Source organism: Prosthecochloris marina, assembly GCF_003182595.1.
Lineage (GTDB): Bacteria > Bacteroidota > Chlorobiia > Chlorobiales > Chlorobiaceae > Prosthecochloris > Prosthecochloris marina.
On sequence record NZ_PDNZ01000005.1, the window covers coordinates 97,092 to 115,906 of the forward strand.

Here is an 18,815-nt window from a genome sequence, read left to right on the forward strand (position 1 = left end):
TAACAGTAATCGGTCAAATCATCTTTTCTTTCTGCCATTTTCGGGCCTGGCCTGTGAAACCCAAAACAATTTTTTCACAGGTCTTACCCAGAGATCCACGGCAACTATTGAAATTTTGCATGGAGGCCGCACATTGTGCGGCATGACTAATTATCCTATTATTTACCTGAGAAGTCCCATATGAAAAAAATCAATGTCGTCGGTCTCGGCAATATTCTGTTTGGTGACGAGGGATTCGGGGTAGAAGCGGTCAGGCGACTCGAAAAGGAGTGTCCGGAATTAACCGATAGTGTTCAGTTCATCGATGGAGGAACACAAGGTATATACCTGCTTGACTATATCGAGTCGGCTGATATGGTCCTGATTTATGATGCTATAATTCCTTCCGATTTCGACAAGCGGGTTTATGTCTATGCCGATGATGAATTGCCTGCGTTTATCCATCGTAAAATGTCATCACACCAGATGGGACTCAGCGAACTTCTCTCTATTGCGAGCCTTCATGGTAAAGTGCCGCAAAAGGTTGTTTTGATAGGAGTGCCGCCGAGAGATCTTCGTCTCGGCAGCGGGATAAGCGAAGGTGTTGAAAAACTGCTTGTGGAAGCTGTTGATGAAGGAAAGAAGATGCTCAACAGCGTTCTCAGCGGTTGATCAAACGCAGAAACTCGCTTCTCGTTGACTGAGAAGAAAGAAACTCTCCTGACATGGCAGAGGTTGTTGTGGTTGAATTCTGCTTTTCGACTCCTCTCATAACCATACACATATGTTTTGCCTCGATGACAACACCTACACCTCTTGGATTCAGGACATCCTGAATGATATCTCTTACCTGTTGTGTGAGGCGTTCCTGTACCTGCAGGCGGCGTGCATACACCTCGACAACCCGCGCAAGTTTGGAAATGCCGACTATTTTTCCATTCGGAATATAAGCGACATGAGCCTTCCCGAAGAATGGCAGCATGTGATGTTCGCACATTGAAAAAAGTTCAATATCCTTGACAAGCACCATTTCATCATAAGATTCAGTAAAGACAGCTTTTTGCAGCATCTCTACCGGGTTCTGCCGGTAACCTTTTGTAAGGAAACGCATTGCTCGTGCTACTCTTTCCGGTGTTTTCAAGAGCCCTTCCCGTTCGGGATCTTCTCCGATGCCTTCAATCATGCTGTAGACTGCGTTGGATATACCGGAAATGGCTTCTGTATCGATGTTACGAATATCGTCGAAACACTCATCATCGGCGCATGAGCTGTATCCGGAATATGATGGAGGTTCATTCACCAAGGTATCTGACGGAGTTTTTTCTTGTTTCATGGATTTTGACTTCGTGAAGGGTTATTCCCTTGTTAATATAGCTTTGCAATGCTGTTGTTAAAATGTCCCATACCGTAACGGCAAGTATTTCGGTACTCGGAACCGTGTCTCTGAGTTCTTCAACATCGAAGTTGAGATGTTTGTGATCGAACCGGTTCATGATCTCTTTTTCGAGGATTTTTTTCAACTCTTTCATGTCGAGCAGAAATCCAGTAGTACGGTCGACAAATCCGCTAACAGTTATTTCAAGTTCATAGTTATGACCATGACCATAGGTATTGCTGCATTTGCCGTAGATTTCACGGTTTTCATCGTCAGAAAGGTCAGTGCTGTACAACCGGTGAGCAGCGTTGAACTCGATGGTTCGTGTAACGTAAACTTTTCTGGGTTTCTGTAGAATATCATTCATCATTCGTAAAGTAAAAAAAACGAGGTAAAAAAAGAGTATCTTGTGGGGTCGATCGTGTGTTTTGATTGAGGGTTACTGAAAGAAGAACCAATCTGAATTTTCATGATAGTTGTTTACGAAGAGTAAACTTGTGCCTCAGTTTATAAGTTTCAGTTCCGAGGAAATACTAAAGACACCTCTGCTTATTTATTCGGCAGTTCAATTGCATCGTTGGGCGGTGTTCGAAATCTTCATGTACTCTACGTACACTCAGTTTCTGCGTTCCGTTCGCCTTGCATTTGAATCGCTCATGACAATTAATAGAGGTGTCCACAATAGCTTCGATAGCTATAATGCATCGATTTTAAGAGGGGATTATGTCGAAGAGTAGTTGGCTTCGGGAATGAATTTGCGAAAAAAAGTATTATAACCTCAAAAATGGCACACACAATCTGCAACAATACTTTGGGTTATGGCAAAAAAATCATTTGATCAGCTTATACAGGAAAGCAAAAAACCGGTTTTTGTAGATTTCTGGGCAGCATGGTGCGGGCCGTGTACTACCGTTTCACCCATGATCAAAAGGCTTGCCGAAGAGTTTCATGAAACATTGACTGTTGTAAAAATCAACGTTGATGAGCAACCGGAAGTAGCTGCAAAATATCAGGTACAAGGTATTCCTGCCTTAATGCTCTTTGACAAAGGTATGATCAAATGGAGAGCGACAGGTGCGTTGCCCTATGAACATATTCGAGCAGAGGTGATCAAGTCTCTGGGAGAGTAGAAGGAGGGCTGGGGTTTCCAGGTTGTTCAAATTCCTTTGCAAGGTTCGTTATGTACTGATCGACAAGGCTTTCAAACTCTAACCTTATCAACGGGGAAAGAAACAATTCCAGGAAACCGGGCATGTTAACGGTAATAGTGCCGAGAGATTGCAATGTTGCTTTGCTTCCTTGTTGTATTGGGATGATTTCCCATTTTCCGCTGACAATAGCGTTGCCGATTTCTTTGACAGGTGTCCAGGTGACTGTTTTTCGTTCTTGATAAGCTTTGTATTTGCAGGCATAGATGGATTGTTGTAGCGTATGTTCTCCAATGCCGATACGTTCCATTTCCCACTGCCAGATATTGTCGCCAAGGTCAGCCAGTTTCTCGACTTTTGGGAAAAAAGAACCTGATTTTGCAACGTCGGAAAGAAGATTGAAAACCGTTTCGGAAGAAGCTGTAGTGTCGAAGGTCCTGCAAATGTTGATTGTCACTCTAAAAGGCATAAGCTCATGGATAAAATAAACAGAAAGGATGTTTGAGTAAAGATATGTGATTCTATTTCGATCTTCCAAAACCGATGTATTGGGGTTTTTCAAAAGAGTTCAAAAGAGACTTATCGCCAACTATCTAACATGACTTTGGAGAGACCGGTATGAAAGAAAGCGGTTATGATTACCAAATTGTACGCGGATTTACGTTTTCTGCGTTATTCTGGCTGATAGTCGGTTTGATTGTGGGTCTCTGGATAGCTTTTGAAATGTTCAATCCGGCACTCAATCTTACTCCATGGCTGAGTTTCGGGCGTTTGAGGGTCGTGCATACCAACGGTTTGGGGCTTGGCTTTGGTTTGGCCGGTATTTTTGCCACCACCTACTATATTCTTCAAAAACTTACGCGAACACCGCTTGCTTTTCCCGGTTTAGCCAAAGTACACCTCTACTTATTCAATATCATCATTGCGTTAGCTGCACTGAGTCTTTTTGCAGGGATGAACACAACCAAAGAGTATGCAGAACTCGAATGGCCGCTGGATATCGCAGTGGTAGTCATGTGGGTGGTTTTTGCGGTCAATGTTTTCGCAACGCTGGCGAAAAGACAGGAAAAGCAGATGTATGTTTCGCTGTGGTACATCATTGCCATGACCGTAACGATTGCCATCCTATATATTGTCAACAACCTCGAGGTACCGGTAAACTGGTTCAAATCCTATTCGCTCTATGCAGGTGTGAACGATGCAAATGTGCAGTGGTGGTACGGCCACAATATCGTCGGTTTTATTTTTACCGTTCCGATTCTTGCAATGTTCTACTACTTCCTGCCGGTCTCATCCGGGCTTCCTCTTTTCAGTCACCGTTTGTCGATTATCTCTTTCTGGTCGCTGATTTTTGCTTATCTCTGGACGGGTGCGCACCATCTCATGCTGACACCGTTGCCTGAATGGATTCAGACTGTTGCCATTGCATTCAGCATTTTCCTGATAGCCCCGTCCTGGGGTTCCGTGGTCAACGGATACTATACGCTCCGGGGAAATTGGGAACAGATGCGCTCCAACTACCTCGTGAAGTTTTTTATTGTCGGTATCACTTTTTACGGTTTACAGACCATACAGGGACCGGTTCAGGGACTGAGAACGCTGAATGCTTTCTTTCATTATACCGACTGGGTTATCGGCCATGTGCATATGGGAACAATGGGCTGGGTGACCATGACTATTTCGGCGGCTTTTTATTACATGATCCCAAAAATCACCGGAACCGGTTTATACAGTATCAGGATTGCCAACGTTCACTTCTGGCTTATTCTTGTCGGTCAACTCATCTGGACGATTACCATGTGGATTGCTGGTATTCAGCAGGGCGCCATGTGGAAAGCTACCGATGCAGACGGTTCACTGACGTATAGTTTCCTCGACTCCATTGCTTCGCTTTATCCCTACTATAAAATCCGGTTCGCAGCGGGCATTGTTTACTTTATGGGCATCATTCTGTTTGCGTGGAACATTTTCATGACGATAAGAACGCCACAAAAAGCCTATGAACAGAAAAAGGAGGGCATGTAGATGAGTGTTTATTCAAAACCGGCTGTTTTTGCCATCCTTTCGGCTGTAGTGATTCTCGTTGGTACGGTGGTCACGGTTTTCATACCGTTACTCATGCCGTCGACGCAGCCGGTGAGCGACTATGTCACTCCTTACACCGCCATTGAGCTTGAAGGCAGGGATATCTACATACGCGAAGGCTGTAACAACTGTCATACCCAGACTGTTCGTCCACTCAGAACAGAAGTGCTGCGATACGGGGAATACTCCAAGCCGGAGGAGTTCGCCTACGATCGTCCGTTTCTCTGGGGATCTCGTCGCACAGGACCTGATCTTAACCGGGTGGGGGGGAAATATCCGGATTCATGGCATTACAAGCATATGCAACGCCCACAAAGCATGTTTGAAAAATCGAACATGCCGCCCTATGCGTGGTTGGCGGAAAACAAGCTGGATACCCGTTACACCGTAAAAAAAATTTCAATTCTCGGCTATGGGTATACTCCGGAAGAAGTTGCTCTTCAGATAGAAGAGTATAAAGCAAAAGTCACCGATCACTCTTATGACTCAAAAGAAGCAAGAGAGGAAGTTACCCCTGAAGGGTTGCAGGCTGAGCTGACAGAGATGGATGCGATCATAGCGTATATGCAAAAACTGGGCAGGGATGTAAAAAAACTGGAGGCAGAAAAGTGAATTTTGCGGTATTGGCATACATTCTCTTCACGATTTCACTGGTTGTTGTCTTGGTATTTATCATAATCTATTACTATAACCCACGGCGTAAAAAAGAGGTTGAGGCTCCGAAACACAGAATGCTGGATGATGATGAGGGCCGCTAAAATCAGCACAGGAGGTTTCCATGAACGATCATGACAATCCGACGGAAAGCAATAATAAGGTGCCAAGGGGTATGACCGCTTTTTTTGTTTTTTGCATTGTTTTTGTTGTTGTGTACGTCGTTCTGTATACGCCTGGCATTTCCGGGTGGTCGTATTATAAAATTTTTGAAAAAAGGGTATCGGAAGCTCAAGCTTTGTTAACCGATGTGCAACGTGAAGCAAAAGCATCTTACCGCGGAGATGAAGTTGCTATTACAGAGGGGGGGGAAATCTATGCTTCGAGCTGTGCAGTTTGTCACAATGCTGATGGAACAGGTGGAATCGGTAGCAATCTCACCGGTGATCTCAAATTCGGCACCTCAGAAAAAGATCTGTATGAATCGATCGCGGAAGGACGAGAAGGCGGAATGCCTCCTTTCAAGCAGCAGCTCAACGATACCAAAATACGTAAACTGATAGCCTTTCTTGAAACCCTCAGGAAGTAAAAGAACGTTTTGTGGCGCAAATACAGATAGGCGGTTGAGATTCTGCAGGCCATTTTCGTTACCGGCTTGCCTTTTCTTGTTATAAACGGGCAGAGCGCTCTGCGTTTCGATATTGCGGAGCTGAAACTTTACTTTTTCGGTTCGGTTATCTGGGTAAATGAACTCTATCTGGTCCTTTTCGCGATTCTTTTTTTCCTTCTTTTCATCACGTCGGTAACGGCTGTATTCGGGCGTGTCTGGTGCGGCTGGCTTTGTCCGCAGACTGTTCTTCTCGACCTGTAGATACGTATTGCGAGAATTTTCAGAGGATTACCGGTGGAAACGGTTCAGCGCATTGTGCTTCTGCCGTTTTCTGCGATGGTATCGTTAACCGTACTCTGGTATTTCGTGCCTCCGCTGAAAACGATGCAGTCGCTGTTTTCCGATGCCGTCATTACCGGTTTTTTTCTCGTACAATGGGGAGTGATCTATGCGGAACTTGTCTTTATGGGACGCAGGTTCTGCACCACTATCTGTCCTTATGCGATGATGCAGAATGCGCTTTTCGATAAGAATACTCTTGTGATCGAATATGACAGGGCAAGGGAGAGCGAATGTATGAAATGTGATGATTGCGTCAAAGCCTGTCCGGTGGATATCGATATAAAAGAAGGATTGAAAACCGACTGTATCGCCTGTGCAGAATGCATCGACGCCTGCGCCGCAGTGACGGAAAAAAGGAATATGAAACCCTTCCCAGGATACAGTGGTAACATCCTTCGTCCCAAATCGTATTGGCTTGGAGCAGCGACATTTCTTTCAGGATTGATTCTTGCCATTATGGTATATGCGAGGCCTGAAGTATCATTTTTGGTGAGCAGGGATCCCGAACGGCTGCCTCAGGGAATCAATCGTTATTCCTGGACGCTGTACAACAACAGCGGCAGTTCAAAGCAATTCGATCTTTCCGTCCAGAGTGGTTTTCTGATTATCGGAGAAACAAGGCTGTTGGTTGAACCCTTTTCGTTCAAGAAAGGAAAAGTGCTCATCAGGTCCGAGGGTGGGAAAAACGAGGTTTTGTTCAAGATTAAGGATGACGGACTGACGATTGAGCAAAAAGCGGGATTTTTGTAGGGTTGTTGAATCGTTGACTCGTGTCAAGTAGTAGAGTAATTCCTGAGTTTTTAGGTTTTCTTTAGGATAACGCCTGGTTTGAGGCGTTTCGTGTTAATAAATATGGAGGCTGCTTTATGGTTGCCGGGTTTAATTTTGGCATTCTTGTCATTTCATCTTTGTTGTTTCTTAGCTTTTACGTGAAGAGCGTCAGTCCGGCATCTTTGGAGAAACGAATCGGGCCTTCGGCATATCAAAGGTGTGCCAACTATCGTGTTATCTCGTCGTTTTTTATGATGATCGTTGCAGTGAACTACATGTTGTACTACTGGTTTCCGCTGCAGCTGCCGTTACCGCGAACTTTCTCTTGGTCATGGCGGGTGTCGGCAATCATCGCTTTATTCATTGCCATCCCTTCATTGTATCTGATGATTCGAGGTGCCAAAGACGCGGGGGAAGAAACCATGACGCCTAAACGTGAGCATACGATGTACGGAGGTATCTACACAAGGATTCGTCATCCCCAGGCTGTAGGTGAATTTCCTCTGTGGTGGGTGCTTGCATTCCTGGCACATTCACCTTTCCTGGTTTTATTTTCATTTGTTTATGTCCCGGTATGGTACTACATGTGTGTTGCCGAAGAACAGGATCTGCTTATCCGTTATGGTGAAGCCTATGAGGAATATCGTCAAAAAACCGGGTTTTGGTTTCCCAAGATCGGAAGCTAAAGAGTTTGTCGATCTTTTTCCAGAGTATAAGGTCGTCAATAGATCTTTGCCTGACAATTAATCGGGGTCATGCTCCCCAATCTGACAGTTGTTCCTCACGGGACTAAGGAGCAAGGTTTTTTTCGATTACTATCTTCTTAAGGCAAGAGATAAGGTATTATCACTGAACAGAGGTTTCTGAAAAGTAGTTCTTCAGCATAGCCTTGACATATTCGTTACTCTCATGAAGATATTTCTTTACACCATGTATGCAGTGTTTCTTTTTGCCATGGGGACGGGATTTTATGTTGCCTATCGCAGTGCCGAAGGGCTTGTCGAGGATAATTACTACGAAGCGGCCTATGACTACTTTACAACCAAGGCGATAGAGGACTCTCTTGATCTGGAAATCGTTCTCCCCGATTCTTTCAAAAAAGGAAACAATGTCGTTGAGGTTGCTGTTTATGTACAAGGTGAACCGCTTCAGCAGGTAAGTGTCAGTTTTTTTGCCGGAAATGTGTCGAAACGCAGTTATGATGCACAGCATGACATGGTCGAAAGTTCTCCCGGTGTTTACAGGACAGAGGTTTCGATTCCCTTTGCGGGAAAATGGTTTATGAGAGTCGATGTAGCGAACGAAACGATTAAAACAAGCAGACGATGGTTTACAGAAATCAAATGAAAAACGCATGGCTGTGGAGCTGTTCTTTTTGCCTTGCTCTGGCTCTTTTCAGCTGTTCATCGGGAACGGATGCTACACCGGATTGTGATCCCCATGCCGGTTCCTGCATGAAACAAGCCGGTGATTATACGATAACGCTCGATATGTCACCGAAGCCCGTGCTGCATATGAAAGAATTGACCTTTAAAGTCAGCTTTTCCAGTGATTCGCCGTCAATTTCATCGGATACACTGCTGCTCGATCTTTCCATGCCGGGTATGGATATGGGAAAGAATGAAGTCGTGCTTCGAAAAGTTGGAGATAATCAATACAACGGAAAAGGTATCATTGTCAAATGCCCAAGCGGCAGGACTCTTTGGCGGGCTACGCTGTTGCTTTCCGAAAACATGAAACCGGCATTTACCTTCAATGTCAGAGACTGAAACTCGTGGATCGGAAACTGTCCACTGCGATCACTGTCTGCTGGAGATGAAACCGGAGTCGGCCGTGAGCGCTGATTTCGACGGAGAAACGAAATATTTCTGTTGTCACGGTTGCCTCGGCGTGTATGAGCTGATTCACAGGGAGTCGCTCGATACTTTTTACAATAGCCGATGCGGTTGGACTCCCGGCCCCCCTGAAAAAGCAAAAGTTGAGCCGGCTGCATTCAGAGAGTCTGTCCGTACAGCAGGCACCACCTCTTCTCTTGACATGATGCTCTCGGGGATTCGTTGTGCATCGTGCGTCTGGCTTGTCGAAAAGTTTCTTTTGAAAATGGACGGCGTACTTTCTGCCAGGGTAAACTACGCAACTCATCGCATGACGATCGAGTGGGACGAGAGTAAAATAGCGTTGCGCAAAATTCTCGAGGGTATCCGTTCTATCGGCTATGTTCCGCATCCCTATCACAAGATTGCGTTCAATGAGGCCATGCGGCATGAGAAAGACGACCTTTTACTCAGATTCGGAACGGCGGCGTTTTTTTCGATGCAGCTCATGTTGTTTGTCGCCGCCCTTTATGCCGGTTTTTTTCAGGGTATCGAGGAAGAATACAGGCAGACGTTTCAGATTATTTCATGGGTTCTTGCAACGCCGGTGCTTTTTTATTCGGGATATCCTTTCTTGAAAAACGCTGTTCGATCAATGCTCAACCGTGCGCTCAATATGGATGTGCTGATCGCGCTTGGGTCGTTTTCTGCATATGCTTACAGTGTCGTAATGATTTTTCGGGGAGGTGAAGTGTATTTCGATACTTCGGCAATGATTGTGACGTTTATTCTGCTCGGCCGTTTTCTCGAAGCCGGCTCGAGGTTGAAGGCAGGTGATACCCTGACGTCGCTTATTGCAATGCAGCCAAAAGAGGCCCGGCTTGTTATGGAGAAAGGTCAAACCGTTATGATTCCTCTTGATGAGATTAACCAGGGTGATACGATCGAAGTACTGGCTGGAGAAAAGATTCCGCTCGATGGCTCGATTCTCGAAGGTGGATCCGAGGTTGACGAGTCTATGCTGACAGGGGAATCCACTCCCTCTTTCAAGTCGAAAGGAAAGGAGGTCTTTGCAGGGACTATTTCGCTTAACGGCAGGCTCTCTGTTCGGGTTTCAGGTACGGAAGACGATACAGTCCTTTCGAAAATCATACAAACCGTCGAAGATGCTCAATCAAGGAAAGCTCCCGTACAAGCAGTGGCCGACAGGGTGGCCGGTTATTTTGTTCCGGTTGTCGTGCTGTTTGCTGTTTCGGCTTTTCTGTATTGGAAATTGACAACAGCCGATACAGCTGTTGCCCTCATGAATGCCGTATCCGTCCTTGTCGTAGCATGTCCATGTGCCCTTGGCCTGGCAACGCCCCTCGCAGTTCTGCTTGGAACAAGTACAGCAGCGAAGAAGGGAGTCGTTGTAAAAGGTGGTGACATTTTTGAGACCATATCCGGAACAAACAGTGTGGTGCTTGATAAAACCGGTACGATAACCAGCGGTAATCCTTCGGTGACCGATGTCGTGAGCATGATGAAGCGGGAAGAATTGCTGCGGTTTGCGGCATCTCTTGAAAAGTATTCCGAACATCCCTCGGGAAAGGCCATTGTACAGGCGTACAAGGGGGACGTTTTTGACGTTACAGGTTTTACAGTTGTTCCCGGCAAAGGGGTTGTGGGTACTGTGAACGGGAAGTCAGGTTTGGCTGGAAATCGGGTCTTCATGCTTGAAAGCGATGTTTTTCTTTCTCGTGAAGCCGAAGACGCCTTTACGATGTTTACGCGTGAGGGAAAAACGGTCGTGTTTATCGCGATAGATGGTTCCCTTGCCGGTATAATCGGTCTGATTGACGATATTCGTGACGATGCGGCCGCTCTGGTTGATGCTCTCAAAAAAAATAAGGTTCATGTGAGCATGCTTACCGGTGATACTTTGAATGTGGCTCGATATGTGGCGGTACAGTGCGGTATAGAGGACATTAAGGCAGGTTTGAATCCCGTTGAAAAAGCTGTGGAAGTTCAAGCTATAAGATCGAAAGGCGATACGGTGATGATGGTCGGAGACGGCATTAACGATGCCCCTGCATTGACAGAAGCCGATACCGGAGTGACTCTTGGCCATGCGAGTGACATTGCTCTTGAAAGTGCCGGTGTCGTTATCATAAAGGATAACCTTAACCTGATAGCTTCGCTTATCGATGGTTCCAGGCGCTGTTTTGCAATCATTCGTCAAAACCTTTTCTGGGCCTTTTCTTATAATCTCATAGCGTTACCCCTTGCGATCGGTGGTTATTTGCACCCTATCATGTCAGCTTTCCTGATGGCATCAAGTTCACTGGTAGTGGTTGCGAATGCGTTGCGGTTGAGGAAGTTTTGAAGATAGTGACGAGTAACGAGTAACGAGTGACAAGAGACGAGAGAGCAATCAAACCATCGAGTTGTCCGGCTTTTTGACTTTTACCTTTTGACTTTTCATTATGTACACCACCTATTTTCTCATATTCATCGTGTTTTTCCTGGGGTTTGCCGCCTGGCTTCTGTTTGTCTGGGCGGTAAAAAGCGGACAGTTCGAGGATCCGGAAGCTCCAAAATACCGAATGCTCGACGATGAGGACGCGAGTGATGCAATCGAAAATTCATCTTCTGCTCAAGACGATGAAAAACCATACAGTCGCTGATGCAAGAAAGCGCTCTGATCGTCATGTTTCTCACCGGCCTTGCCGGAGGATTTGGTCACTGCATCGGAATGTGCGGGCCTGTTGTCGCCGCGTACTCTCTCGGTGAACTGAGGTTGAAATATCTGCACCATATTCTCTACAACATCGGCAGGATTACAACCTACATGTTCATGGGGGCGATTGTCGGGCTGACGGGATCGTTTCTTGTGCTGACGGCATCGATCGAAAGGATACAAACGATAATCATGATTGTGGCTGGGATTTCGATCATCATCATGGGCATTGCAATAGGAGGATGGATACCGGTTAGGAAAGCCTCACGAAGTGCTACCTGGTTGTCTTCCCTGATTCAGAAAACGATGGAGTTGTTCAAGGGACCTCGTACAGCCGGAACCTATTATCCAATGGGTATCGTGCTCGGGTTTCTGCCTTGCGGTTTGACTTACACGGCTCTTCTTGCGGCAGCAAGAGCTTCCATGGAAGCCGAAAATCACCTGACAGGCATGCTTCAGGGTGCTTTCATGCTGTTTTTCTTCGGGCTCGGTACAGCCCCTGCACTCTTGCTTGTCGGCAGGGTTATCAATTATGTTGGTGCCAAAGCCCGTGACAAGCTCTACAAACTCGCCAGTCTGATCATGATTTTAACCGGAGTGTACTTCGTGGTGAAGGTGCTTTAGTTACTGTTACATGGATTGGTTTTTGTGGTGGATTTTGCGTATTCATGGAATTATGCTGTGAAGCAATATTGCTGTATATTTGTTCTTTAAACCTTTAAATATGGAACATATAGGTATTATACACACGCCATACAAGACCAAGGAGGAGTGTCCTATACAGCCTCTCTATTCTTTAGGTTCTTTTGGACGTGTTGAGGTGTTTAGGGAATACGAACTCGGTTTGAGAGATGTCGAAACTTTTTCCCACATCTATCTACTCTATCTTTTTGATCGGGCGGGAAAGATCGATCTGGTCCGGTCAACTTTTCTGGGGGATACACCACGTGGTATTTATGCATCGAGACACCCTTGCAGGCCGAATGGAATCGGTTTTTCCATAGTCAGGCTTGTGAGCCGAAATGAAAATGTTCTTACGGTCGAAAGGCCTGACATGCTTGACGGAACTCCACTTCTCGATATCAAGCCTTATATTCCCAAATATGACTGTATCAGTAAGGCTTCTGAAGGATGGACAGCCGGGCAAAAATGGCGACAAAAACCACAGGGTAGAGAGTAATATGTATACGCATAGGCCTCTGCAAAAAAAGGATTTGAAGTGTATTTGTGCTTTCCCTCAGTCTGCTGAAGAGCTGTTCTATATGTTTCCGAAGGCACGCTATCCTTTGACGCCTGAACAGCTGTTTGATGCAGTCCGAAACAGGCGTGATCCTTTAGTCGCGCTCGTAAACAACGTTATCGCCGGTTACGGGAATTTTATCGAGGTGGGTCGAGGAGGTCATTGTTCAATAGGAAACCTTATCATCGAACCTGCGCATAGAGGTAAAGGAGTTGCCTCCTATCTCGTCGGCACATTTGTCGACATGGCTTTTCAGCGCTATGCGGCAAGCTATGTGCGTATATCCTGTTTCTGCCATAATGTTGCGGGGCTGTTGCTGTATTACAAATTGGGATTCAGGCCTGTGGACCTTGAGGAGCGAGAAGGTCCGGATAGCGAACGTGTGGCATTGATTCATATGCATTTGAATCGTGAAGACAGCGTCGAGCAAGGTGTTTTTCAGGAATCCTGTTAAATATCAAATGGATAACGGAAAGGCTGCAAGAAGTTACCGGGACAGCGTGATAGAGGTACTCTACATCAGTTCCCTGAAATCATGAATAACCGGGAAATGCTCGGTTTTTTTCGGTTCGCTCATCGAGCTGGCTCTTGCCTTGAACAAGAGGTGGCGGATTCCGTACTCCTTTGCTGTTTTCAGTACATCTTCCGTATCGTCGATGAACAGTGATCGCTCCTTGTCGAATTTGAGTTTTTCTTCTGCCTTGTGCCAGAAACTCAGGTCTTCTTTAGGGTGTCCGACGTGGAAAGAACTGAGTACCTCGTCAAAGTATTTCCCGATTTGTGTTTTTCTGAACTTGATTTCAACTGCCTTGACGTGAGCGTTGGTCAGCAGAAATATTTTTTTCCCCTGTTCTCGCATAAGTGTGAGAAATTCGAAGACATGTGGATGGACATCGATAAGGTGGTTTATCTCTTCTTTAAGGGAGGGGATATCGAGATAAAGCTCTTTTGACCAGAAGTCGATATCACACCAGTTCAGGGTTTTTTCATGTGACTTGTACTTGGCAAGCAGTATTTCCTTCGCAGAGCCAAAGGAAATACTGTGCTTTTCAGCATACTTTTCAGGCACATGATGTCCCCAGAAATAATCATCGAAATACAGGTCGAGCAGCGTACCGTCCATATCGAGCAGAATGTGAGAGATCTCCTGCATCGGGATATGCATATGCTTCATAACCATTTCTTTCCTGTGTTCCTTTCTTTTCCTGCCATCCAGCTCTCAGATTATCCTTACTGCCAGTACACCCTCTATTTGCTTGATCTTGTTCACTACTTCTTCATCTGCTCCTGTTCCGAGGTCAACCAGGTTGTAGGCGATATCCCCGCGGGATTTGTTCAGCATGTCGACAATATTGATGCCGGAGTCGGCAAGCACTGAAGTGATCTGGCCAACCATGTTCGGAACATTCGAGTTGGAGATCGTTATTCTCGATGCTCCCGCCCTTGGCATTTTCATTTCAGGAAAGTTTACCGAGTTGGTGATGTTGCCGTTTTCAAGATAGTCCTGGATCTGATCGGCAACCATGACGGCACAGTTTTCCTCCGCCTCGAATGTTGATGCCCCGAGATGCGGCAGTGAAACAACTCGGGGGTGGTTTTTGTTTTCATTCGTCGGAAAATCGTTGATATAGGCGTATAGTTTTTCCTCGTCGAGTGCTTTGATTACCGCATCGTCATCGACAATTCCTCCACGTGCGAAGTTAAGAACAATTGCGTTGTTCTTCATATGCTTGATACGTTCAGCATTAAGCATGTTTTTTGTTGCATCGATGAGAGGGACATGGAAGGTGATATAGTCTGCTTCCGACAGAAGCTCTTCGAAACTGAGAGCTCGCTGGACTTCTGCAGAAAGATTCCAGGCATGCTGGATAGTGACGGTTGGATCGTAACCGATAACCTTCATGCCAAGTCCGATAACCGCATTTGCAATTCTTCCGCCGATAGCTCCAAGGCCTATAACGCCGAGTGTTTTTCCCGGCAACTCGGTGCCGGCGTATTTCTTCTTTCCTGCTTCAACTGCTTTAGCGATTGACGCATCATCTCCTTCCAGGTTTCGGGCATAATCCCAGGCCTGGGTGAGGTTGCGGCTGGCGATCAACAATGCTGCGACGACCAGTTCCTTGACAGCATTGGCATTCGCTCCCGGTGTGTTGAAAACGGGAATACCCATGCTTGTAAGTTTTTCCACCGGAATATTATTGATTCCTGCTCCTGCGCGACCGACTGCCTTGAGGGTTTTGGGGATTTCCATCTCGTGCATTTTGAAGGAGCGCAGCAGTATGGCGTCCGGATGCATGATTTCAGAAGCAACCTCGTATTTATCCCGTGGCAAACGGTTTAGCCCGGCAACGGAAATGTTGTTTAACGTTAAGATCTTGAACATGTCGAGTAGATGTTAACCGTTTTTTTGTTCGAATTCCTGCATGTAAGAGATCAGTGTATCGACACCTTCCTCAGGCATAGCATTGTAAATACTTGCGCGCATGCCTCCTACGGAACGGTGGCCTTTCAGCGTGAGCAGTCCTCTTTGTGTGGCTCCTGAAAGGAATTCTGCATCCATGCCGGGGTCGGCCAGCGTGAAAGGAATATTCATCCAGGAACGGGCATTTTCTGCAACAGGGTTTGCATAAAATCCCGAGTTATCGATAGCTGTGTACAGTTTCTCGGCTTTCCTCCGGTTTATTTCCGCCATTGCAGAAAGTCCTCCCTGGTCTTTGATCCATTCAAAAACCAGCCCGGCGACATACCAGTTGTAGGTGGGTGGTGTATTGTACATAGAGCCGGCATCGGCATGAGTGGCATAATTGAACATCGTCGGTATTCCATCGGCGGGATTGCCGATCAGGTCTTCACGAATGATAACGATGGTCAGCCCGGAAGGACCGATGTTTTTCTGGGCACCGGCATAAATGAGTCCAAACTTTGAAACGTCGATAGGGCGTGAAAGGATATCGGAAGACATGTCTGCTACCAGTGGGATATCTCCTGTTTCAGGGACATAGTCGAATTCGACACCGCCTATGGTTTCGTTAGGAGTGTAATGGACATAAGCAGCATCGGGATCAAGGACCAGGCTGCGCTGATCGGGTACGGTCGTGAAATTGTTCTCTGAGGTGTCACCGGCAAGACTCACTTCGCAGAAACGTTTGGCCTCGGCGATCGCTTTTTTTGACCACATGCCCGTATTGATATAGTCAGCTTTCTTTTTGTCTTTCAGCAGGTTGAGGGGAATCATCGCGAACTGGCTGGAGGCCCCCCCCTGAAGGAAAAGCACTTTATAATTTTGCGGAATAGTCAATATTTCACGAAGATCAGCTTCAGCTTTTTCCGCGATAGAGACGAACTCCTTGCCTCTATGGCTCATTTCCATTACAGACATTCCTGAACCATTCCAGTCCAGCATTTCTTCCCGGGCACGCTCGATAACTGCGGTTGGCAGCATCGCCGGTCCAGCACTGAAATTGAAGTTTCTGGTCATATTTTCGTTTTTCCTTCTTTTTGATGATTAATAGAAAAAAAGATAGTACTTCTCAGGGAACATGTTGTTTCCTGAAATACCATAGTCATGCCATTTTCATTTGGCGAAGAAATGCCGATGGAAACCTTTTCGCCAAAATGGGATGCTGTAATTTAAAAACATTCAATAACTTTCGGTATTGAATCTTCCTTAATCATGGCATTTCAACCTCTTCTTTTGCCATGGCAAAAAAGAGTTCTTGTCGACAAAAAGCTCAGGTAACACCAAGCCGTTTGAAAGCGAAAGTATCAATCGGGAAATCCTGCTGAATCTGAATGAGTGAGGTGTGAATTTCAAGACCACGCAACAACGCAGATTGATGCTCACATTGTGCATCACTTTCATGATACGGGATCGGCGGGCTGAAAAATAGTTTTTAGATACACGGCTCTAAAACCGTTGAATCTGTCTATGAATGGGTATTGGTGGAGAAAAAATCAGAAAGATGTATGTTGGAAGAAAACCGTTTTGAAGAAAGGTATGCAAAAGGTGAAATCCCCTGGGATTTAGGTAGGGTGGATGCCAATCTTGTGGCCATGGTAGAGAAGATGCCGATAGCAGGTTGCCGGGCGCTTGATCTCGGCTGTGGTACCGGTGATAATTCCATATGGCTTGCTCGCCAGGCCTTTGATGTTACGGGGGTTGATATTTCAACTCTGGCGATAAAACAAGCACGAAGCAAAGCTTTGCAGAACGGTGTCGAATGCAGGTTTGTTGTTGCTGACTTTCTGAAAGAGCGGGTCGGTGAAGCTCCTTTTGATTTTGTTTTTGACAGAGGTTGTTTTCATTCGCTCGACTCTCAGCAACAGCATGCATTATTTGCTCAAAACGTCAGTATTCATCTCGATCATGAGGGAGTGTGGCTCAGTCTTATTGCCAGCACCGATGCTCCGCAACGGGATCCTGGGCCTCCAAGGCTTTCAGCAGCGGAAATCGCGATAGCGGTCGAGCCTTTTTTTGAGATACTTTCTCTTGTGTCGGGAAATCTGGATTCCAACCGTTCTGACCCCGTAAGGTGCTGGGTGTGTGTGATGAAGAAGAGAGGGGGCTGAACGGTTGGGGGCTTGCCTTTCCAGGAAATAAGGCTAACTTATATCTATTTTTCCCAAAAAATATCAATACTATGAATAACGACTTCAAGATATACAAGGACGGAGAGCGGTTTGTTTTTGAAAGAGTTGTCTACCCTAAGCTCAAGGGGCTTATATCGAAAACAGTTACCGACAATCCTTTTACGAATCCCGACAGTTGTTCTGCTGAAGAAGAGGAACTCCAGGATGTTTGTCTTGCTGAAGAAGTGGAGCTGCTGGAAGATTGTTCTGATGAAGCCGCTATAGATAAAGCCATTCAGGAGGCGGGCGAATACATAATCGGTTATTTTTTCAATACCAAGGGACTTGAGTAACCGAATATCATCTCCGGACCCGGTCAAGCAGACCGGGACGGGTGCAGCATCTCTGGATGTTGTCATGAAAGAGATGATGTAGACATTATTTTTTTGGCTCCCAGTAACATCTCTTTGGAGAAACTATCAGCTTTTCCTCTTTTAATGTCTTCATTGCCTTGTCAACCTGTTTGCGGTCCAGGTTGCTGATTTCAGCAATTTGCCCGGCACTGAGTGGTTTTCCCTGTTTGTTCATGATTTCCAGAACAGTATCTTTTGCATCCATGGTCGGTTTTCGATTTTGTTAGCAGGACAGCTTTGTAAATATGATATTCTCCAACTGCAAGCAGTCTGAGATAGTGCCCTGAAAATTCTGTTTTTTATATTTTACTCTTCAATGTATCGTCAATTTAAACGTATCCCTACGATGAACCGTTTTTTGTGCCGTTCGATGCTTTCGATATGTACCGTTTTTTTGTTACTGATGACAAGCAGTTGTACCAGAGAACAGGTCACTGAGCAGAAAGCGGCTGAACCTGTAACCGATGTTGATGGGAATGAATATAAAGCAGTGCATATAGGTGATCAGGTGTGGATGGCTCAAAATCTTTCGGTTACGCATTACCGTAATGGCGATCCGATACCGCAGGTGACGGACGAAGAGGAGTGGATCAAGCTTGAAACAGGAGCATGGTGTTACTATAACAACGATCCCGAAACCGGAGCAGTTTACGGGAAACTCTATAACTGGTATGCCGTTAACGATCCCCGTGGTCTTGCTCCCGAAGGGTGGCATATACCCTCTGACGAGGAGTGGGCGGCAATGGAGATGCAACTTGGGATGGACAGCGCTGAGATAAAAGATGTTGAATTTCGGGGGAGAGAGGCTGGTGTCGGCAGCAAGCTGAAAGAGGCCGGAACCGACCATTGGAAAGGTCAAAACGCTGATGCAACCAATGAAACTGGTTTTTCAGCTCTTGCCGGGGGTTATCGGGATAACGATGGTCCGTTCTGTTTCTTTGGAAAATACGGTTCTTTCTGGACCTCATCGAAGGCTGCAGACGGTAATCGTGTTTTATTCAGGGGAGTGACTTCGACAGAGCCGGGTGTCTATCGTTTCAGCTTCAATCAGAAATGCGGTTTTTCGGTACGCTGCGTGAAGGATTAATCGGAGAAT

General features: G+C 46.0%; 26 protein-coding genes. 19 read left to right on the forward strand and 7 right to left on the reverse strand.

From position 1 onward, the window contains the following. Window positions 1–180: 180 nt before the first annotated feature. On the forward strand, window positions 181–651 hold the full coding sequence (locus CR164_RS08150; RefSeq protein ID WP_110023434.1) for a HyaD/HybD family hydrogenase maturation endopeptidase: 471 nt from the start codon (window positions 181–183) through the stop codon (window positions 649–651). Here CR164_RS08150 and folE read toward each other — a convergent pair. Both folE and CR164_RS08160 read right to left on the reverse strand, forming a co-directional pair. Beyond that, the gene (folE, locus tag CR164_RS08155) at window positions 641–1,312 is read right to left on the reverse strand and encodes a GTP cyclohydrolase I FolE (RefSeq protein ID WP_110023435.1); all 672 of its coding nucleotides are present in this window, start codon (window positions 1,310–1,312) and stop codon (window positions 641–643) included. The genes CR164_RS08150 and folE overlap by 11 nt on opposite strands. Further along, the gene (locus CR164_RS08160) at window positions 1,272–1,721 is read right to left on the reverse strand and encodes a 6-carboxytetrahydropterin synthase (protein WP_110023619.1); all 450 of its coding nucleotides are present in this window, start codon (window positions 1,719–1,721) and stop codon (window positions 1,272–1,274) included. The genes folE and CR164_RS08160 overlap by 41 nt, the downstream gene beginning before the upstream one ends. 451 nt (window positions 1,722–2,172) lie before the next feature. On the opposite strand from CR164_RS08160, the gene trxA reads away from it, so the two are divergent. Next, window positions 2,173–2,484: a thioredoxin gene (gene trxA, locus CR164_RS08165; RefSeq protein ID WP_110023436.1), complete on the forward strand. Its 312-nt coding sequence runs from the start codon at window positions 2,173–2,175 to the stop codon at window positions 2,482–2,484. On the opposite strand, the gene CR164_RS08170 is transcribed toward trxA, so the two are convergent. Beyond that, window positions 2,465–2,971, reverse strand: a complete 507-nt coding sequence (locus tag CR164_RS08170; protein ID WP_110023620.1) for an SRPBCC family protein — start codon at window positions 2,969–2,971, stop codon at window positions 2,465–2,467. The genes trxA and CR164_RS08170 overlap by 20 nt on opposite strands. A gap of 149 nt (window positions 2,972–3,120) precedes the next feature. On the opposite strand from CR164_RS08170, the gene CR164_RS08175 reads away from it, so the two are divergent. From CR164_RS08175 to CR164_RS08235, 14 genes are all read left to right on the forward strand, one after another. Next, on the forward strand, window positions 3,121–4,527 hold the full coding sequence (locus tag CR164_RS08175; RefSeq protein WP_110023437.1) for a cbb3-type cytochrome c oxidase subunit I: 1,407 nt from the start codon (window positions 3,121–3,123) through the stop codon (window positions 4,525–4,527). Then, a complete protein-coding gene (gene ccoO, locus CR164_RS08180) occupies window positions 4,528–5,199 on the forward strand; it encodes a cytochrome-c oxidase, cbb3-type subunit II (RefSeq protein ID WP_110023438.1) in 672 nt (223 codons plus the stop codon). It abuts the gene before it with no gap. Beyond that, on the forward strand, window positions 5,196–5,345 hold the full coding sequence (locus CR164_RS08185) for a cbb3-type cytochrome c oxidase subunit 3 (protein WP_110023439.1): 150 nt from the start codon (window positions 5,196–5,198) through the stop codon (window positions 5,343–5,345). Before ccoO ends, CR164_RS08185 begins: the two co-directional genes overlap by 4 nt. Window positions 5,346–5,365: 20 nt before the next feature. Continuing rightward, on the forward strand, window positions 5,366–5,830 hold the full coding sequence (locus CR164_RS08190) for a c-type cytochrome (protein WP_110023440.1): 465 nt from the start codon (window positions 5,366–5,368) through the stop codon (window positions 5,828–5,830). Between the two features lie 66 nt (window positions 5,831–5,896). After that, window positions 5,897–6,112, forward strand: a complete 216-nt coding sequence (locus CR164_RS13205; RefSeq protein ID WP_239994509.1) for a 4Fe-4S binding protein — start codon at window positions 5,897–5,899, stop codon at window positions 6,110–6,112. 33 nt (window positions 6,113–6,145) lie between these two features. Then, a complete protein-coding gene (locus CR164_RS08195; RefSeq protein ID WP_239994510.1) occupies window positions 6,146–6,943 on the forward strand; it encodes a 4Fe-4S binding protein in 798 nt (265 codons plus the stop codon). A gap of 116 nt (window positions 6,944–7,059) precedes the next feature. Next, entirely contained in the window at window positions 7,060–7,650 is a 591-nt protein-coding gene (locus CR164_RS08200; RefSeq protein WP_110023441.1) for a methyltransferase family protein, read from the forward strand. Window positions 7,651–7,873: 223 nt separating this feature from the next. Beyond that, window positions 7,874–8,311 carry a FixH family protein gene (locus CR164_RS08205; RefSeq protein WP_110023442.1) on the forward strand — a complete coding sequence of 146 codons (438 nt, stop codon included), beginning with the start codon at window positions 7,874–7,876 and terminating at the stop codon, window positions 8,309–8,311. Further along, on the forward strand, window positions 8,290–8,733 hold the full coding sequence (locus tag CR164_RS08210) for a hypothetical protein (RefSeq protein WP_110023443.1): 444 nt from the start codon (window positions 8,290–8,292) through the stop codon (window positions 8,731–8,733). The genes CR164_RS08205 and CR164_RS08210 overlap by 22 nt, the downstream gene beginning before the upstream one ends. Then, window positions 8,720–11,143, forward strand: coding sequence for a heavy metal translocating P-type ATPase (locus CR164_RS08215; protein WP_110023444.1), 2,424 nt, complete (start codon window positions 8,720–8,722; stop codon window positions 11,141–11,143). Before CR164_RS08210 ends, CR164_RS08215 begins: the two co-directional genes overlap by 14 nt. Window positions 11,144–11,243: 100 nt before the next feature. Next, a complete protein-coding gene (gene ccoS, locus CR164_RS08220; protein WP_110023445.1) occupies window positions 11,244–11,444 on the forward strand; it encodes a cbb3-type cytochrome oxidase assembly protein CcoS in 201 nt (66 codons plus the stop codon). Continuing rightward, a complete protein-coding gene (locus tag CR164_RS08225; protein ID WP_110023446.1) occupies window positions 11,444–12,121 on the forward strand; it encodes a sulfite exporter TauE/SafE family protein in 678 nt (225 codons plus the stop codon). The genes ccoS and CR164_RS08225 overlap by 1 nt, the downstream gene beginning before the upstream one ends. Window positions 12,122–12,221: 100 nt before the next feature. Further along, entirely contained in the window at window positions 12,222–12,677 is a 456-nt protein-coding gene (tsaA, locus tag CR164_RS08230) for a tRNA (N6-threonylcarbamoyladenosine(37)-N6)-methyltransferase TrmO (RefSeq protein WP_110023447.1), read from the forward strand. A gap of 1 nt (window position 12,678) precedes the next feature. Then, a complete protein-coding gene (locus CR164_RS08235; RefSeq protein ID WP_110023448.1) occupies window positions 12,679–13,191 on the forward strand; it encodes a GNAT family N-acetyltransferase in 513 nt (170 codons plus the stop codon). A 60-nt stretch (window positions 13,192–13,251) separates the two neighbouring features. On the opposite strand, the gene yrfG is transcribed toward CR164_RS08235, so the two are convergent. Genes yrfG through serC form a run of 3 tightly spaced genes read right to left on the reverse strand, consistent with a single transcriptional unit; the run spans window position 13,252 to window position 16,215 of the window. Further along, a complete protein-coding gene (yrfG, locus tag CR164_RS08240; protein WP_110023621.1) occupies window positions 13,252–13,911 on the reverse strand; it encodes a GMP/IMP nucleotidase in 660 nt (219 codons plus the stop codon). A gap of 45 nt (window positions 13,912–13,956) precedes the next feature. Further along, window positions 13,957–15,120 carry a phosphoglycerate dehydrogenase gene (locus CR164_RS08245; protein ID WP_110023449.1) on the reverse strand — a complete coding sequence of 388 codons (1,164 nt, stop codon included), beginning with the start codon at window positions 15,118–15,120 and terminating at the stop codon, window positions 13,957–13,959. A 12-nt stretch (window positions 15,121–15,132) separates the two neighbouring features. Continuing rightward, window positions 15,133–16,215: a 3-phosphoserine/phosphohydroxythreonine transaminase gene (gene serC, locus CR164_RS08250; RefSeq protein ID WP_110023450.1), complete on the reverse strand. Its 1,083-nt coding sequence runs from the start codon at window positions 16,213–16,215 to the stop codon at window positions 15,133–15,135. A 488-nt stretch (window positions 16,216–16,703) separates the two neighbouring features. Here serC and CR164_RS08255 point away from each other — a divergent pair, with 488 nt between their 5' ends. After that, window positions 16,704–17,306, forward strand: a complete 603-nt coding sequence (locus tag CR164_RS08255) for a class I SAM-dependent methyltransferase (protein ID WP_110023451.1) — start codon at window positions 16,704–16,706, stop codon at window positions 17,304–17,306. Window positions 17,307–17,377: 71 nt separating this feature from the next. Beyond that, entirely contained in the window at window positions 17,378–17,659 is a 282-nt protein-coding gene (locus tag CR164_RS08260) for a hypothetical protein (protein WP_110023452.1), read from the forward strand. Window positions 17,660–17,744: 85 nt separating this feature from the next. On the opposite strand, the gene CR164_RS08265 is transcribed toward CR164_RS08260, so the two are convergent. Beyond that, window positions 17,745–17,924, reverse strand: coding sequence for a helix-turn-helix domain-containing protein (locus CR164_RS08265; protein ID WP_110023453.1), 180 nt, complete (start codon window positions 17,922–17,924; stop codon window positions 17,745–17,747). A gap of 141 nt (window positions 17,925–18,065) precedes the next feature. On the opposite strand from CR164_RS08265, the gene CR164_RS08270 reads away from it, so the two are divergent. Then, window positions 18,066–18,806 (forward strand): fibrobacter succinogenes major paralogous domain-containing protein, encoded by a 741-nt coding sequence (locus CR164_RS08270; RefSeq protein WP_110023454.1) that lies wholly within the window; start codon window positions 18,066–18,068, stop codon window positions 18,804–18,806. Window positions 18,807–18,815 lie beyond the last annotated feature (9 nt).